Genomic DNA, 15,261 nt, shown 5'->3' on the forward strand with positions numbered 1-15,261 from the left:
ACACCCCCGCCACCGGCGACGCCCCGCCCGCTCCGGACCGCTCGCTCGTCTCCCTCGCCGGACGCTGGTACTTCCCCGTGGCGTTCATCGCCCGGCTCCCGTTCGCGATGATGGTGGTCGGCGTCCTGACCCTGGTCGTCGCCGCCCGTGACTCCGTCGCCCTCGGTGGCATCAACTCCGCCGCCGTCGGCATCGGCTCCGCGATCTTCGGCCCGATGGTCGGCGCCGCCGCGGACCGCTTCGGACAGCGCGCGGTGCTCGTCCCCGTCGGCCTGGTGAACGCGGCGCTGCTCGGGCTCTTCCCGTTCGTCGTCAGCGGCACCGCGCCCGACCTCGCCGTCCTCGCGGTCGCGTTCTGCATCGGCGCCTCGGCCCCGCAGGTCGCCCCGATGTCCCGCACGCGGCTCGTCGCGATCATCCGGCAGCGCATGGCCCCGGCGCGGCGCGAGAAGACCCTCAGCGGCACCATGGCCTACGAGTCCGCCGCCGACGAGACCGTGTTCATCATCGGCCCGTTCCTGGTCGGCATCCTCGCCAGCGCGATCGCCCCGTGGGTGGCCGTCGCCGGCGCCTCGGTCCTGACGTTCGTGTTCGTCACGGCGTTCGCGCTGCACCCGACCGGCAAGCTCGTGGTCGGCCAGCACGCGGAGGCAACGCAGGCACCCGCGCGGCAGCTCCTGCGTCCGCGGCTCGTCGTCGTGGTCGTCGGCATCCTCGGCATCGGGCTGTTCTTCGGCTCGACGCTCACCTCGCTGACGGCGTTCATGGAGACCCACGGCGAGGCCTCGCAGGCCGGCCTGCTCTACGGCCTGATGGGCATCGGGTCCGCCGGGCTGGCACTCGGGTCGGCGGCGTTCCCCCGGGCCTTCGGCCTCGGCTGGCGCTGGCTCGTCTTCGGCGTCGTGCTCCTCGCCGGTGCGGTCGCGTTCGCCAGCGCCGACTCCGTCGTCGCCGCGGGCGTCGTCCTCGCGGTCATGGGCATCGGGATCGGACCCACCCTGGTCGCCCAGTACAGCCTCGGCTCGGACCGGTCACCCGTCGGCCGCTCCGCCACCACGATGACGATCCTCGGGTCCGCCGTCATCGTCGGCCAGTCGATCGCCTCCGCCATCACCGGTGACGTCGCCGAGCACCACGGCACTGCCGCGGCGATGCTGCTGCCGGCGGCCTCCGCCGCGATCGTCGTGGTCGCCGCGGTCCTCAACCTGCTGCTCCCGCGTCGGGTCGCGACCGCCTGAGCGCGAACGGGAGCGCCTGACGGAGCGGAGGCCCGTGGCGACGCCGCCACGGGCCTCCGCTCCGTCAGACCGGTGCGTCAGGACTCCGTGTCGTCGACGAGCAGGTCCTCGTGCCGGTAGTCGTCGGCGCGCAGGCCGGCGCGGGCGATCATGTGCGTCGACACGGGCACCAGGAACAGCTGGAACACCATGATCGGCAGGACGACCCAGAACGCCGTCCACGTCCACACCGCGACGACGATGGCGGCCAGCGCGAGTGCGAGCCCGAGCACCTGCGGCTTCGCCATCGCGTGCAGACGGACGAGCGGGTCCGGGAACCGGACGATGCCGACCCCGGCGCCGAGCGACAGCAGCGACCCGACGAGCAGCAGCCCGATGGCGATCCAGGCGCGGATGCCGGCGTCGTCGACGAACGACTCGATGATCTCGATCACGGCTGGTCCTCCTCGGCGCGCTCGGGGGTGGTGACGGTCAGTCCCTCGTCGGACGGGTCCGCCGAGGGTGTGACGGCCCGGGCCACGGCGACCGTGGCGAACACGCTCGTCGCCGAGATCACCACGAGCACGGGGATGCCGGTCAGGTCCTGGCGGATGACCATCGCGGCCGCGATCACCACGAGCACGGTGGTCAGCACCATGTCCGAGCCGATCATGCGGTCGAGGATGGTCGGGCCGCGCACGATCCGGAACACCGCGAGGGCGAACGTCGCCCCGAGGAGCGCGAGCACGAGCGCGACGGCGATGCCCATCACGACGACGGCGGGGCTCACCGGGTCACCTCCGGCAGCGGCTCGGACAGTTCGGAGACGTCCTGCTTGGAGCCCAGTGCGCGGATGACCATGGCCTCGATCCGGAGTGCGACGCGGCGTTCGTCCTCGACCTGCTCCGGGCGCTCGGTGTCGAGCACGTGGAGCAGCAGGCGACGGCGCCGCAGGTCCACGTCGGCGACGTACGAGCCGGGCACGAGCGAGATCGCGAGCGTGGCCAGCGTGAAGGTCATCTCGGACGTGGAGTGCAGCTGTACGAGCGTGATCGAGCTGCGCCGCACACCGCGGGGACGGAACGCGACCCACGCGACCCGGAAGGACGCCACGACGACGAGCCCGGACCAGACCACCAGGAACCGCAGCACGTGCACGATCGAGAACCGTGCGGACAGCGGGACCGGCGGGAGCGGCAGCGCCTGGGTGACGAGGAGCGCCACGACGATGCCGCACAGCAGCGTCAGCGGGGTCCACGACCCCCAGAGCAGCGCCCAGAGCACGGTGAGTCCCGCGACGAGGGGCACGTCGTAGCGCCACGCCAGCGCGATCCGCCGGGCGTTGGAGATGCGGCGGACGTCGGTCATCGCTCACCTCCGAGCACGGCCTGCACGTAGCGGTCGGGCGACTCCAGCGACTCCGCTGCGCGGGTCGCGTAGCCGTAGAGCGGGCCGGCGACGACGGTCAGCGCGACGGACCCGAGCACCGCGATCGTCGTCACCCCGACGAGCATGCGCGGGAGGCGCACCTTCTCGGGAGCCTCGCCGACCGCCTCGGTCGCGCCGGTGGTCGGACTGGAGGCGGTGGCTGCGTGCGGTGCGTCGGTGACCGTCACCGAGCCTCCCGGGTGGTAGGCCTCGCCCGTCTCCTCGGAGACGGTGAGGGGAGCCGGTTCCGGCGACCGCAGGTGGGCGTGCGGTTCCGCGCTCGTCGCGTGCGGGGCGGCGGCCTCGGCCGCCGGCTTCGGCCGCCAGAATGCGGCGTCCCAGACCCGCATGAGCGCGTACAGGGTGAGCAGCGAGGTGACGACGCCGGCGCCGATGGTGACGTACGCCATCGGGGAACCGTCCTCGGCGGCGGCGCGGAACAGGCCGAGCTTGCCGATGAAGCCGGAGAACGGCGGGATCCCGCCCAGGTTGAACGCGGGGATCAGGTACAGGGCGGCCAGCAGCGGTGCGGCCTTCAGCAGTCCGCCGAGCGACCGGGTCGAGGTCGTCCCGCCGACGCGTTCCATCAGGCCGGACACCAGGAACAGCGTGGTCTGCACGACGATGTGGTGCACCGTGTAGAACACCGCTGCCGCCGTCCCCGCGACGGTGCCGAGTCCGACGCCCATCACCATGAAGCCGATGTGGCTGATCAGCGTGAAGGACAGCAGCCGTTTCACGTCGGTCTGCGACACCGCGCCGAGCACCCCGACCACCATCGTCAGTGCGGCGACGACGAGCAGCACCTCGTTGAGTTGTGGTCGCGGGAAGATCACCGTCTCGAGTCGGATGATCGCGTAGATGCCGACCTTGGTCAGCAGGCCCGCGAAGACCGCGGTGACCGGTGCCGGGGCCGTCGGGTACGAGTCCGGCAGCCAGAACGCCAGCGGGAACACTGCCGCCTTGATGCCGAACCCGATCAGCAGCATCGTGTGCAGGAGCAGCTGGACGTGCTCCGGCAGGTCGGCGACGCGCTCGCTGATCTGGGCGATGTTCACCGTGCCGGTGGCGCCGTAGACCAGACCGATGGCGGCGAGGAAGATCGCCGACGCGATCAGGCTCGTGACGATGTACGTCGTGCCGGCCCGGACGCGCTGTTCGCTGCCGCCCAGCGTGATGAGCACGTAGCTCGCCACCAGCAGCATCTCGAACGCGACGTACAGGTTGAACAGGTCGCCCGCGATGAACGAGTCGAGCACGCCGGCGGCGAGCACCAGGTACGTCGGGTAGAAGATCGTGACCGGGGCGTCCTCGTCGTCGGCGGCCAGACCCTGGCCGATCGAGAACAGCAGGACGAGCAGCAGGACGCTCGCACTGACGGTGAGCAGCAGGGCGCTCAGCCGGTCGACGACGAGCGAGATGCCGTACGGGGCGTCCCAGCCGCCGACCTGCACCACGATCGTGCCGTGCCGGTCGACCAGGACCATGAGCGTGGCGGCCACGGCCAGGGCCACGACGAGCACCACGACGGTGATCGCACGCTGGAGCTTCTGGTGGCGGAGGAGTCCGAGCGCGACCGCGGCACCGAGCAGCGGGACGAGGACGAGGAGCGGGACGAGCCAGGTCATCGGTTCGCCTCCTGTTCTGCGTCGGTGGTGGTCTCCGGGTCCTCGTCGGCCGGCTCGTCACGGTCACGGCCGATCGCGGCGTCGGCCTCGTCGACCTCGACCTCGTCGGCGCGGGACAGCTGCCACGACCGGTGGATCAGGGCCAGCAGGAACGCGCTCACGGCGAAGGTGATCACGATCGCGGTCAGGGCGAACGCCTGGGGGAGCGGATCGGTGATGCCCTCGGCGCTCTTGCCGATCGGCGGGTCGCCCGCGGCGCCGGACATCACCAGCAGCAGCAGGTTGAGCGAGTTGCCGAGCAGCAGGAAGCCGAGGAGCATCCGGGTCAGGGAGCGTTCGAGCAGCAGGTAGACGCCGCACGAGAACAGCACCGCCATGGCGATCACGAGGACGAGGGTGACGGTCATGTGGCGCTCCCTTCCGGGGTGGGGGCATCGAGGGCGTCGCTGACGGACCCCTCGGTGGTGTCGCGGGTCGGGGTCGAGGCGTCCTCGAGGCGCTGCCGGTCGACCTCGGCGCCGAGGCTGCGGAGGACGTCGAGCACCAGGCCGACGACGACCAGGTACACGCCGATGTCGAAGAACGTGGCGGTGACGAACTCGACGTGTCCGAGGATCGGGACGGTGGCCTCGAAGAACTCGGAGTACAGGGCTTCGCGACCGAAGAACAGCGGCACGATCGCCGTGACGGCGGCCGTCGCGACCCCCAGACCGAGCAGGCGACCGGCACGCACCGGGGCCGCTGCACCGAGTTCGGCGGGACCGCCGGCCAGGTAGCGGGCCGCGAGGGCGATGCCGGCGACCAGGCCCCCGGCGAACCCGCCGCCGGCCGAGTTGTGGCCGGCGAAGAGCAGGTAGAGCGACAGCACGATCAGGCCGTGGAACAGCAGTCGGACGACCACGTCGAGCAGGGCCGAGCGGCCGGTCGGGATCGCGGCGCTCGTCGGCAGCCAGGCGCGGGGTTCACCGTCGGTGCGCTCGCCGTTCGCGGTCAGGGTCTCCGGCAGGTCACGCAGTCGCGGCAGGGTGTCCTCGCGCGAGTTCACGAAGATCAGGCTCGCGACGCCGGTGGCCGCGGCGACCACGACGGTGAGCTCACCGAGGGTGTCCCAGCCGCGCAGGTCGACGAGGGCGACGTTCACGACGTTCAGACCGTGCCCGAACGAGCTCGTCAGCGCGGGCAGGTCGGGCCAGAGGGGGCGGGCCGTGCGGGCGGAGGCGGCCACGACGACGACGATCGCCAGTGTCAGCCCCGCCAGACCGGCGAAGAGCGCCCGCACGACCCGGAACCGCGACGGGTTGGTCGTGGCGATGCGCGGGGGCAGCCGTCGGAGGACCAGGACGAAGGCGATCAGGGTGACCGTCTCGACCACGAGCTGCGTCAGGGCGAGGTCGACGGCGCCGTGCAGGACGAACAGCACCGAGAGGCCGTAGCCGGTGACGCCGACCAGCACCGCGGCGGCGAACCGGGTCTTTGCCGTGAGCACCGCGATGCCGGCGATCGACATCACGATCATCACCGGGATCTGGCCCCAGGAGTCGGCGAACCGGACGTGGAACTCCCACGGCCCGCCGAGCACCAGGTTGGCGAGCGCCCCGGCGACGAAGACCGACAGGATCACCGTCAGGTAGTAGGGGAGCGAGCCGCGCTGCAGGCTCGCGGTGAGTCCGGTCGCTCCGCGGTCGAGCAGTCGCATGCCGTGCCGGTACGTGCCCGCGGCACTCGGGAACCCGGCGAGCCGGTGCTGGAGTGCCTCGACCGGGCGGCGCAGGGCGAACAGTGCGAGGCCGCCGACCAGGGTGATCGCGGACAGGCCGAGTGCGGGTTCGAGGCCGTGCCAGAGCGCGAGGTGCGGGACCTCGTGTCCGCCGAGCGCCGCGGTCGTCGCAGCGGGCTCGATGCCGTGCGCGACCAGCGGCGTGAACAGGCCGAGTGCGAGCCCGGCCAGCGCGAGCACCGAGGGCACGACGGCGAGGCCGTGCAGGGCGTGCGGCTCGGTGGTCGCGACGCCGGGCTTCCGGGCGAAGGCACCCCACAGGAACCGCAGCGAGTAGGCCACGGTCAGCACCGAACCGACGGTCACGCCGATCAGGGCGAACCAGGCCCAGCCGGCGTCGGGGCCGTGCAGGGACTCGGTGAACCCGGTCAGCACGGCTTCCTTCGCGACGAACCCGATCGTCGGTGGGATCCCGGCCATCGACACCAGCGCGAGCACCGCGACGGCCGCCAGCCACGGGCGGGCACGCCCGAGTCCGCTGAGCCGGTCGAGGTCACGCGTGCCCGTGACGTGGTCGATCGCGCCGACCACGAGGAAGAGCGTCGACTTGAAGGCGGCGTGGGCCACGAGGAGTGCGACCCCGCCGAGGGCGACCGCGGGGGCACCCCAACCGGCGGCGAGCACGAGGAACCCGAGCTGGGCCACGGTGCCGTAGGCGAGCAGGAGCTTGAGGTCGGTCTGCCGCAGTGCCCGGTACCCGCCGACGAGCATCCCGGCGACGCCGAGCAGCGTGATCGTCTCGCGCCAGCCGTCGAGCAGCGCGAACGCCGGGGCGAGCCGGGCCACCAGGTAGATGCCGGCCTTCACCATCGCGGCGGCGTGCAGGTACGCGCTGACCGGGGTGGGTGCGGCCATCGCGGCGGGGAGCCAGAAGTGGAACGGCACGATCGCCGACTTCGTCAGCGCGCCGAGCAGCACCAGGACCACCGACACCGAGACGATCGTGCCGCTCGGGGGATCGGCGACGATCGCGGACAGCGAGGTCGTGCCCGCCGTGACCGAGAGCATCACGAGGCCCGCGAGCATCGCCAGGCCACCGGCGGTGGTCACCACGAGGGCCTGCATGGCGGCGGCGCGACTGGCACGCTTCGCGGCGTCGTGCCCGATGAGCAGGTAGGAGAAGACCGTCGTGGCCTCCCACAGGACGAACAGCACGATCACGTCGTCGGCGATCACGAGGCCGTACATCGAGCCGGCGAAGGCGGTCAGGACCCCGGCGAACCGACCGAGCCCGGGTTCGTCCCGCGCGAAGTACGAGGCGCAGTAGACCAGCACCAACGCGCCGACGATCGACACGACCAGTGCGAGCACCCACGACAGGGCGTCCATCCGCAGCGCGACGTCGAGGTCGAGCTGGGGGACCCACCGGTGCCGTTCGACGACGCTGCCGTGCAGGGCGGCGTCGGTCTGGGCGATCGTCAGCGCCGCCGCCGCGGCGGGGGCGAGGGCCGCTACGGTGAAGACGCGGCGGCCGAGGACGGGGGTCAGGGCGGGGACGATCAGGGCGACGATCGCGAACGCGACGAGGACGAGGACCATCGGGCACCTCCTCGGGGTCGGGCTGCAGTCCGGCTCACTGGGCTTTCACAGCCTACGGAGGAGGCCATGTGGAGAACCTGAGCGGCCGGACAGCAGTCCGCTCAGGTCCGGCCGTGCGCTCGGGCGGGGATCTGCGTCGCGAGCTTGCCGCCGGAGACGTCGAGCAGGGTGCCGGTGATGTACCCGGAAGCGTCGCTCGCCACGAAGACGAGCAGGTCGGCGACGTCGTCCGGCGTCTCCCACCGGCGAAGCGACAGCGTGTCGAGCAGGCGGTCCTGCGCCTCGGCCGGCATCGTCGCGAAGCCGTTCATCGCCGTCGGCACCATGCCCGGTGCGTAGGCGTTCACGGTGATCCCCCACGGGCCGAGCTCCGACGCCAGGACCCGGGTGAAGGAGACGACGGCGGCCTTCGACGCCGCGTAGGCCGCGCTCCCGACGCTGGGCACGATCGCCGCGAACGAGGCGGCGTTGATGATCCGACCGCGTCCGGCCGCCTGCATCACCGGAGCGACGGCCTGGCTCATCAGGAACGTGCCGCCGAGGTTGACGTCCATGCAGCGTCGCCAGGCGTCCCACTCCAGTTCGGCGACGGTGCCCGTGACGTTGATGCCGGCGTTGTTGACCAGCACGTCGATCGTGCCGTGCCGCCCGACGACCTCGTCCACGGCGTCGTGCACCGACTGCGGGTCGGCGACGTTGCACACGACGTGGTCGAGCGGGAAGTCCGGTTCGAAGGCCAGGTCGAGCGCGACGACTCGGCACCCCTCGCTGACGAAGCGGTCGGCGAGGGGGCGGCCGATCCCGCGCGCTGCGCCGGTCACGACGACCACGCGGTCGGTCAGGTCGAGGTGCATCGTTGCTCCCGTCGTCAGTGGCTTCAATAGGCATACTATTCGAGCATGACGGATCAGCGTGTGCTCTGGGTCACGGGTGGGGGCAGCGGCATGGGAGCCGCGAGCGCCGAGGCGGCGGCGCGGGACGGCTGGACCGTGGTGCTCAGCGGACGTCGTGCCGACCGGCTCGAGCAGGTCGCGCGCACCGTCCGCGGCGCCGGGGGAACCGCGCACGTCCTGCCCCTCGACGCGAACGACCCCGACGCCGTCACCGCCGCGCGGGACGCCGTGCTCGAGCGGCACGGCCGCCTCGACGGGCTCGTGCTGGCGGCCGGGCTCAACGCCCCGCGACGCCGGTGGGACGACCAGTCGCTCACCGACTTCCGCGCGATCGTGGACACGAACCTCACCGCCGTCGTCACGCTGGTGGACGCCGCGCTGCCGGCACTCCGCGCGGCCGGCGGCGTGGTCGTCGTGGTGTCGTCGTACGCCGGGTGGTCCTTCCAGCCGGGGGCGGGTGTCGCGTACTCGGCGAGCAAGTCCGCGCTCGCGTCGGTCGTCCGCACGCTCAACCAGCAGGAGGCCGAGCACGGCGTCCGTGCCACGCATCTGTGCCCGGGTGACGTGGCGACGGACTTCCTCGACCAGCGGCCGGAGGTCCCCGATGCGGCCGCCCGGCAGCGCATGCTCCAGCCGGAGGACGTGGGGCGGACGGTCGCCTTCGTGCTCGGGGTGCCGGCGCACGTGCGCATCGACGAGCTCGTGGTGTCGCCGGTCGCGCAGCGGTGACGAGCACCTTCGAACGGGTCCTCGACCAGGTCGGTGCCGCCGTCGTCTCCGGTGCCGTCGCCGTGGGCAGCCGCCGGAGCATCGACGACCTGGTGGCCTGGACGGGTGCCAGCCGCAGCATCGTGCGCGAGGCCGTCCGGGTCCTCGTCGCCCTCGGCCTGCTCACCGCGCGGCAGCGGGTCGGCGTGACCGTGCTCGGCGTGCGGGAGTGGGACGTCCTCGACCCGCGCGTGGTGCGGTGGCGTCTGCGGGGCCCGGACGCCGACCGCGTGGCGGTCGAGCTCCGTGAGCTGCGTGCGGCGGTCGAGCCCGCCGCCGCTGCCGCAGCAGCCCGGCGGGTGGCGCTCGACGAGTTCGCGGACCGACGGGAGGCCCTCCGCACCACCGCGGACGAACTCGCCGCCGCCGCGACCCGCGACGACCGCCCCGACTTCGTGGCCGCGGACGTGCGGTTCCACGCGCTCGTGCTCGACCTGTCCGGCAACGCGCTGTACCGACGACTGCACCAGGTGGTCGGTCAGGTGCTGCGCGAACGCGGGAGCGTCCGCCCGGACCGGCACGACGTCGGCCTCCACCTCGCACTCGCCGATGCCGTCCTCGACGGTCGCCCGGACGAGGCGGCCTCGACGATGCGGGCGATCGTCGACCGCACGTGAGCGGAGCGCCCCGGACCTGCGAGGATGGACCCCGGTGCGCCCCTCCGGTGCCCGTGGAGGGTGAGTCGTGGACGCAGCACAGGACCTGGTCGTCCAGCTCGTCGGCACCCCGTGGGCGTTCTTCGTGGTCGGCCTCGTGCTCGCCGTGGGCAGCGTCGCGGTGTTCCTGCCCAGCCAGGCACTCGTCGTCGCGATCGGCACGCTCCTGGTGGGCGGTGACGGCGGTCTCCTGCCGGTCCTGTTCCTCGTCGTCGCGGCGTCGATCGGCATGATCCTCGGCGACCTCGGGCTCTACCACCTGGCGCGTTCCGTCGACCTCGGCTCGAGGTCGTGGTTCTCGCGTCCGAAGGTCCGCGCGGCCCGGGACGCCATCGACGGCCGCTACCGTGCTGCTCCCGGGCGCATCGCGGTGCTCGGACGCTTCATCCCGATGGGCCGGTTGACGACGAACCTGGTCGGCGCGGACAGCGGGCTCGACCTCCGGCGGTTCCTGCTCAGCTGCGTGCTCGCCGACGTCGTCTGGGCGGCGTACTGCGTCGGCATCGCCTCGGCCACCGGTCGTTGGAGTCGCGAGCAGCCGTTCCTCGTCACGACCCTCGCGGTCGTGGCGTCGATCCTGCTCGGGCTGGCGATCTCCGCGATCGAGAAGGCCGTGCGACGACGCACCGAGGCGGCGGCCGCGGCCTGACGAACGTAGGGTGGGCACCCCGTTCGAAGGAGAACCCGTGCTGTTCGACGACCTCGTGCCGGACCGCGACGCGCTCGAGCGCATCGCCACCGGCAGCACCTGGGCCGAGGGGCCCTGCTGGATCCCGTCGACGCGCACGCTGCGGTGGTCCGACATCCCCGGCGACCGGATCCTGCAGTGGCACGCCGACTCGGGGGAGGCCTCGGTGTACGCGGACGGTGTCGAGTTCACCAACGGCCGCACGCTCGATCGGGACGGCAGCGTCGTGCAGTGCTCGCACGGCCTGCGTCGGGTCGAGCGTGACCGCGACGGCGTCGTCACGCCGATCGTCGACGTGTGGGACGGGGGCCGCTTCAACTCCCCGAACGACGTCGTGGTCGCGCGGGACGGCGGCGTCTGGTTCACGGACCCGGCCTACGGCATCACCCAGCCGCGTGAGGGGCACCCGGGTGTGCGCGAGTACGGCGACCACTGGGTGTTCCGGTGCGGACCGGAGGGCGAGGACCTGCGACCCGTGGCGACCGACCTGGACGAGCCGAACGGCCTGGCGTTCGACCCGGACGAGCGGGTGCTGTACATCGCGAGCTCGTCGGGCGACGAGCCGGTCATCCGCGCCTACGACCGCCGTGGCGACCTGCTGAAGAACGGCCGCGTGTTCGCGCGGCTCGAACCCGGAGAGGGTGCGCCGGACGGCATCCGGGTCGACGTGCACGGCAACGTCTGGTCGTCCTCCCACCACGGCGTCGTCGTGTTCGACCCCGAGGGAGCCCGGATCGGAGCGGTCGCCGTGCCGGAGGTCACGTCGAACCTGTGCTTCGGCGGCGACGACGGCACGACCCTGTTCCTGACCGCGACCACGTCGGTGTACCGGATCGCCACGACGACGCGGGACGCTGCCGTATCCTGACTCGGCCATGCAGTGCGACTACTTCGACCGCGGGGTGTGCCGGTCGTGCACGCTCATGGGCCAGCCCTACGCCGACCAGGTCCTCGACAAGGAACTCCGCACGCGCGAGCTCCTGCACGACGCGGTCGAGGCTGCCGGTGGCCCCGGAGCGGTCTCCTGGTCGCCCGCGATCACCAGCCCGGAGTCCGGGTACCGGAACAAGGCGAAGATGGTCGTGGGCGGATCCGTCCAGCACCCCACCGTCGGGATCCTCGACCACCGGCAGCGCGGCGTGGACCTGCGGCACTGCGGGATCTGCACGCCCGGCATCCGGCACGCGTTGCCCGTGCTCGCCGAGTTCGTCTCGACCGCGGGGCTGGTCCCGTACGACGTCGCCGCCCGCCGGGGGGAGCTGAAGTACGTCCTGGTGACCGAGTCGCCCGACGGCGAGCTGATGATCCGGTTCGTCCTGCGCTCCGAGGGGCAGCTGCCACGGCTCCGCCAGCACCTCGCCGCCCTGCGCGCCGCGCTGCCGAACGCGGTCGTGGTGACCGTCAACCTGCTGCCCGAGCACAAGGCCGTCACCGAAGGCGACCGCGAGATCGTGCTGACCGAGCAGGAGACGCTGCCGATGCGGCTCGGCGGGATCACGATGCACCTGCGGCCGCAGAGCTTCTTCCAGACGAACACCGGTGTCGCGACCGAGTTGTACGCGCAGGCGACGGCCTGGATCGACGAGCTCGAACCCGCGTCGATGTGGGACCTGTACTGCGGCGTCGGCGGGTTCGCGCTGCACGCAGCCCGCCCCGGCCGCGTGGTGACCGGCATCGAGACGAGTGCCGAGGCGATCCGCTCCGCCGAGCAGTCCGCTCGTGAGGCCGGCCTCGAGGGGCTCCGGTTCGCCGCTGACGACGCGACCGAGCACGCACTCCGGGCCCGTCCGGACGCGGTGCCCGAGCTCGTCGTCGTGAACCCGCCGCGTCGCGGGATCGGCGAGCGGCTGTCGACCTGGCTCGAGGAGTCGGACGTGCAGCACGTCGTGTACTCGAGCTGCAACCCCGTGACCCTGGCGAAGGACCTGGCACGCATGCCGTCGTTCCGGCTGCTTCGGGCCCGGGTGCTCGACATGTTCCCGCAGACCGGTCACCTCGAGGCCGTGACCCTGCTCACGCGGGGCTGATCCCGAGCGCCGATCGGCATTGCCAGGGAATTGCCAAGGACACGTACCCGGGTACGGCTCGATCACCATGGCCATGGGGATCCGCACGTTCAGGTTCGGGGTAGGGGTACATAGCATGCACGGGTAGAACCGTTTGTCTCGGTTTGATAACGGTCAAGAGTTTCCTATGGTTGCCGACCGAGGTGCCGCCGGCCCGATGACCACTGCCCCCGGTGGCGCACCCCCACAACTGACCGCGATCGGTCGGGGTGGGCAGTGGATTCCGCAGCAGATGCGGCTCGTGACCCCGGTGGAGCAATCACATGAAGAAGCTTTCCCGTACCCGCACCATCGTCGGTGGCCTGGCGTTCGCCGGCATCGCCGCGACCGGTGTCGGCCTCGCGGCAGCCCCCGCGAACGCAGCGTCCGGTTCGACCTGGGACCAGCTCGCGCAGTGCGAGTCCGGTGGCAACTGGGCCATCAACACCGGCAACGGCTACTACGGCGGCCTGCAGTTCAACCTCGGCACCTGGCAGGCGAACGGTGGCGCGGGCAACCCCGCCTCCGCCAGCCGCGAGGCCCAGATCGCCGTCGCCGAGCGTGTCCTCGCCTCGCAGGGCTGGGGCGCATGGCCCGCCTGCTCCGCCCAGCTCGGGCTGAGCGGGACCAGCGGTGCGGCCCCCGCCGCGGCGGCTCCGGCCCCCGCACCGGCTCCGGCCCCCGCACAGCAGGCCGCCCCGCAGCCCGCCGCACCGGCACCGGCTCCTGCCGAGCAGGCCGCCCCGCAGCCGAGCACGACCGAAGCGGCGCCCGCCCCGGCAGCGACCACGCCGAGCAAGCCGGCCCCGGTCAAGACGAGCGGCAAGACGTACAAGATCACCTCGGGCGACACGCTCGACACGATCGCGACGAAGCTCGGGATCGACGGCGGCTGGAAGCAGCTCTGGGCCGCGAACACGTCGACCATCGACGACGCGAACCTGATCTACGCCGGCCAGGAGCTCCAGCTCCCCGCCTGATCTCTCCGCAGACCGAACACGACGACGCCCCACGACCTCGAGTCGTGGGGCGTCGTCGTGCGTGCGGCCTCGCGGTGCCGGACTACTGCGGGTTGTCGGCGAGCCAGCCCGCCACGTCGTCGGACCGGAGCGCCTGGGACAGGGACCCGACGGCGAGCTCGTTCAGGTTCACGATCGACTGCCCGTCCGGTGCCGTCCCGGAGCCCGCGGTCGGCACGGTGAAGGTCACGAGGTCGTCGGCCCGGACCGCTCGGAGCGACCACCCGAGTTCCGCCATCCGAGTGAACGAGAACCCGGCGTCGACCGACAGGTGCGCACTCGTCGCGGCGACGAAGTCCTGGATGCGCCCGGGGTTGGTGACGGTGCCACGGGACAGCAGCCCGTTCACGACGCCGCGCATGAACGCCTGCTGGTTGCGGACGCGGGTGTGGTCGGCGTCGACGAAGGAGTAGCGCTCCCGGACGAAGGCCAGTGCTGCGGCCCCGTCGAGCCGGTTCGCCCCGGCTGTGAAGTCGTGGCCGCGTGCCGAGAACGCCCGGGGGGAGTCGACCGTGACGCCGCCGAGGGCATCGGTCATGTCCTCGAACCCGGCGAAGTCGATCTCCGCCACGTGGTCGATCCGGATGTCCAGGAGCTGTTCGACGGTCTCGGTGGTGAGGGCGACCCCACCCCAGGAGTAGGCCGCGTTGATCTTCGCGCGCCCGTGTCCGGGGACCTCGACCCACGAGTCGCGCATGATCGACATGAGGTACACGTGCTGTCGATCGGCGGGGACGTGCGCCAGCATCAGGGTGTCGGAGCGCCCGCCGAGCTCGGGCCGCGCGCCCTCGGGGCCGCCCTGCGCGCGAGCGTCGGACCCGATGAGCAGGATGTTCTCACCGCTGGACGTGCTCGGCCGCGCACCGCTCGGGAACGGGTCGGCGATGGTGTCGCGACCGGCGTCGAAGCTCCGCGCGAGTCCGCCGACGAAGACGCTCGCCACGACGGCGAGGACCAGGGCGACACCGACGAGCGAGCCGAGCGTCGCGACCAGGGCGACCAGGAACGGTCGACGTCGCCGCGTGCCGCGACGGGGTGCGCGGAGGGGGTGTGCTGCGGCCGCCCGGGCGGCTCGGCGTTCGGACATGCGGGACTCCTGTGGTCAGGTCGGCACGCACCGACCACAGGATCTTATCGCATGTGGTATTTCAAGAACAGTGTGTCACTCGAACGGCGGTCCGGCGAGTAGCTCGCCCAGTGCCGTCCGGAGCGCCGGGTCCTCCGGCAGGACCTCGCGCTCGATGTGGCGCGCGGTCTCCCACGCGGACCGGCCGGCGGGCGTCACGCTGACCACACGGCGCCGACGATCGGCGGGGTGCGGGGTGCGTTCGACGAGACCGTCCCGCTCCATCCGCTCGAGGGTGCGGGACATCGTCTGCGGCTGGACACGGGCCGTGCGGGCGATCGTGTCGGCGCCGGTCGGTCCGGTCCGGATGAGGATGTCGATCGCGACGACCGCGGCGTGCGAGAGCCCGATGGCGCGGAGGCGTTCATCCCAGTCCCGTTCGACCGCCCGCGCGGCCGCGGACAGCAGGCGCCCGAGGGGCCACTGCTCGGTCGTGTCCTGCATGTCGTGATTCTATGGTCGGCAGGTGCGCTCGAC

16 protein-coding genes are annotated in these 15,261 nt (G+C 72.2%); 7 read left to right on the forward strand and 9 right to left on the reverse strand.

What is annotated here, in order from left to right; genetic code table 11:
• A partial coding sequence (locus BIU89_RS08465; protein ID WP_071245812.1) for an MFS transporter occupies positions 1-1,238 on the forward strand: 1,238 nt, incomplete at its 5' end.
• 77 nt (positions 1,239-1,315) lie between these two features.
• Here the strand turns inward: BIU89_RS08465 and mnhG are convergent.
• From mnhG to BIU89_RS08500, 7 genes are all read right to left on the reverse strand, one after another.
• On the reverse strand, positions 1,316-1,672 hold the full coding sequence (mnhG, locus tag BIU89_RS08470; RefSeq protein WP_071245814.1) for a monovalent cation/H(+) antiporter subunit G: 357 nt from the start codon (positions 1,670-1,672) through the stop codon (positions 1,316-1,318).
• Positions 1,669-2,007 (reverse strand): hypothetical protein, encoded by a 339-nt coding sequence (locus BIU89_RS08475; protein ID WP_083404260.1) that lies wholly within the window; start codon positions 2,005-2,007, stop codon positions 1,669-1,671. The genes mnhG and BIU89_RS08475 overlap by 4 nt, the downstream gene beginning before the upstream one ends.
• Positions 2,004-2,585, reverse strand: a complete 582-nt coding sequence (locus BIU89_RS08480) for a Na+/H+ antiporter subunit E (RefSeq protein WP_051597117.1) — start codon at positions 2,583-2,585, stop codon at positions 2,004-2,006. Before BIU89_RS08480 ends, BIU89_RS08475 begins: the two co-directional genes overlap by 4 nt.
• A complete protein-coding gene (locus tag BIU89_RS08485; RefSeq protein WP_027467192.1) occupies positions 2,582-4,273 on the reverse strand; it encodes a Na+/H+ antiporter subunit D in 1,692 nt (563 codons plus the stop codon). The genes BIU89_RS08480 and BIU89_RS08485 overlap by 4 nt, the downstream gene beginning before the upstream one ends.
• On the reverse strand, positions 4,270-4,680 hold the full coding sequence (locus BIU89_RS08490) for a Na(+)/H(+) antiporter subunit C (RefSeq protein WP_071245816.1): 411 nt from the start codon (positions 4,678-4,680) through the stop codon (positions 4,270-4,272). The genes BIU89_RS08485 and BIU89_RS08490 overlap by 4 nt, the downstream gene beginning before the upstream one ends.
• On the reverse strand, positions 4,677-7,589 hold the full coding sequence (locus BIU89_RS08495) for a Na+/H+ antiporter subunit A (RefSeq protein WP_071245818.1): 2,913 nt from the start codon (positions 7,587-7,589) through the stop codon (positions 4,677-4,679). Before BIU89_RS08495 ends, BIU89_RS08490 begins: the two co-directional genes overlap by 4 nt.
• A gap of 101 nt (positions 7,590-7,690) precedes the next feature.
• Positions 7,691-8,443, reverse strand: coding sequence for an SDR family NAD(P)-dependent oxidoreductase (locus tag BIU89_RS08500; protein ID WP_071245820.1), 753 nt, complete (start codon positions 8,441-8,443; stop codon positions 7,691-7,693).
• 45 nt (positions 8,444-8,488) lie between these two features.
• On the opposite strand from BIU89_RS08500, the gene BIU89_RS08505 reads away from it, so the two are divergent.
• The 6 genes from BIU89_RS08505 to BIU89_RS19045 all read left to right on the forward strand — a co-directional run bounded on the left by BIU89_RS08505 (position 8,489) and on the right by BIU89_RS19045 (position 13,619).
• Positions 8,489-9,211, forward strand: a complete 723-nt coding sequence (locus BIU89_RS08505) for an SDR family oxidoreductase (RefSeq protein ID WP_071245823.1) — start codon at positions 8,489-8,491, stop codon at positions 9,209-9,211.
• Positions 9,208-9,867: a FadR/GntR family transcriptional regulator gene (locus BIU89_RS08510; protein ID WP_035809653.1), complete on the forward strand. Its 660-nt coding sequence runs from the start codon at positions 9,208-9,210 to the stop codon at positions 9,865-9,867. Before BIU89_RS08505 ends, BIU89_RS08510 begins: the two co-directional genes overlap by 4 nt.
• Before the next feature lie 67 nt (positions 9,868-9,934).
• Positions 9,935-10,555: a DedA family protein gene (locus tag BIU89_RS08515; RefSeq protein ID WP_071245826.1), complete on the forward strand. Its 621-nt coding sequence runs from the start codon at positions 9,935-9,937 to the stop codon at positions 10,553-10,555.
• Positions 10,556-10,595: 40 nt separating this feature from the next.
• Complete coding sequence (locus BIU89_RS08520) at positions 10,596-11,462, forward strand: SMP-30/gluconolactonase/LRE family protein (protein WP_071245922.1); 867 nt, start codon at positions 10,596-10,598, stop codon at positions 11,460-11,462.
• 7 nt (positions 11,463-11,469) lie between these two features.
• Positions 11,470-12,621 (forward strand): 23S rRNA (uracil(747)-C(5))-methyltransferase RlmC, encoded by a 1,152-nt coding sequence (gene rlmC / locus BIU89_RS08525; protein WP_071245828.1) that lies wholly within the window; start codon positions 11,470-11,472, stop codon positions 12,619-12,621.
• A gap of 302 nt (positions 12,622-12,923) precedes the next feature.
• On the forward strand, positions 12,924-13,619 hold the full coding sequence (locus BIU89_RS19045) for a LysM peptidoglycan-binding domain-containing protein (RefSeq protein ID WP_071245830.1): 696 nt from the start codon (positions 12,924-12,926) through the stop codon (positions 13,617-13,619).
• Between the two features lie 82 nt (positions 13,620-13,701).
• Here the strand turns inward: BIU89_RS19045 and BIU89_RS08535 are convergent, their stop codons facing one another.
• Positions 13,702-14,745 (reverse strand): LCP family protein, encoded by a 1,044-nt coding sequence (locus BIU89_RS08535; protein WP_071245832.1) that lies wholly within the window; start codon positions 14,743-14,745, stop codon positions 13,702-13,704.
• A 75-nt stretch (positions 14,746-14,820) separates the two neighbouring features.
• Positions 14,821-15,228, reverse strand: a complete 408-nt coding sequence (locus BIU89_RS08540; protein ID WP_071245834.1) for a MarR family winged helix-turn-helix transcriptional regulator — start codon at positions 15,226-15,228, stop codon at positions 14,821-14,823.
• Positions 15,229-15,261 lie beyond the last annotated feature (33 nt).

This window comes from Curtobacterium sp. MCBA15_005, from assembly GCF_001864855.1.
In the GTDB taxonomy this organism is placed as follows: Bacteria; Actinomycetota; Actinomycetes; order Actinomycetales; family Microbacteriaceae; genus Curtobacterium; species Curtobacterium flaccumfaciens.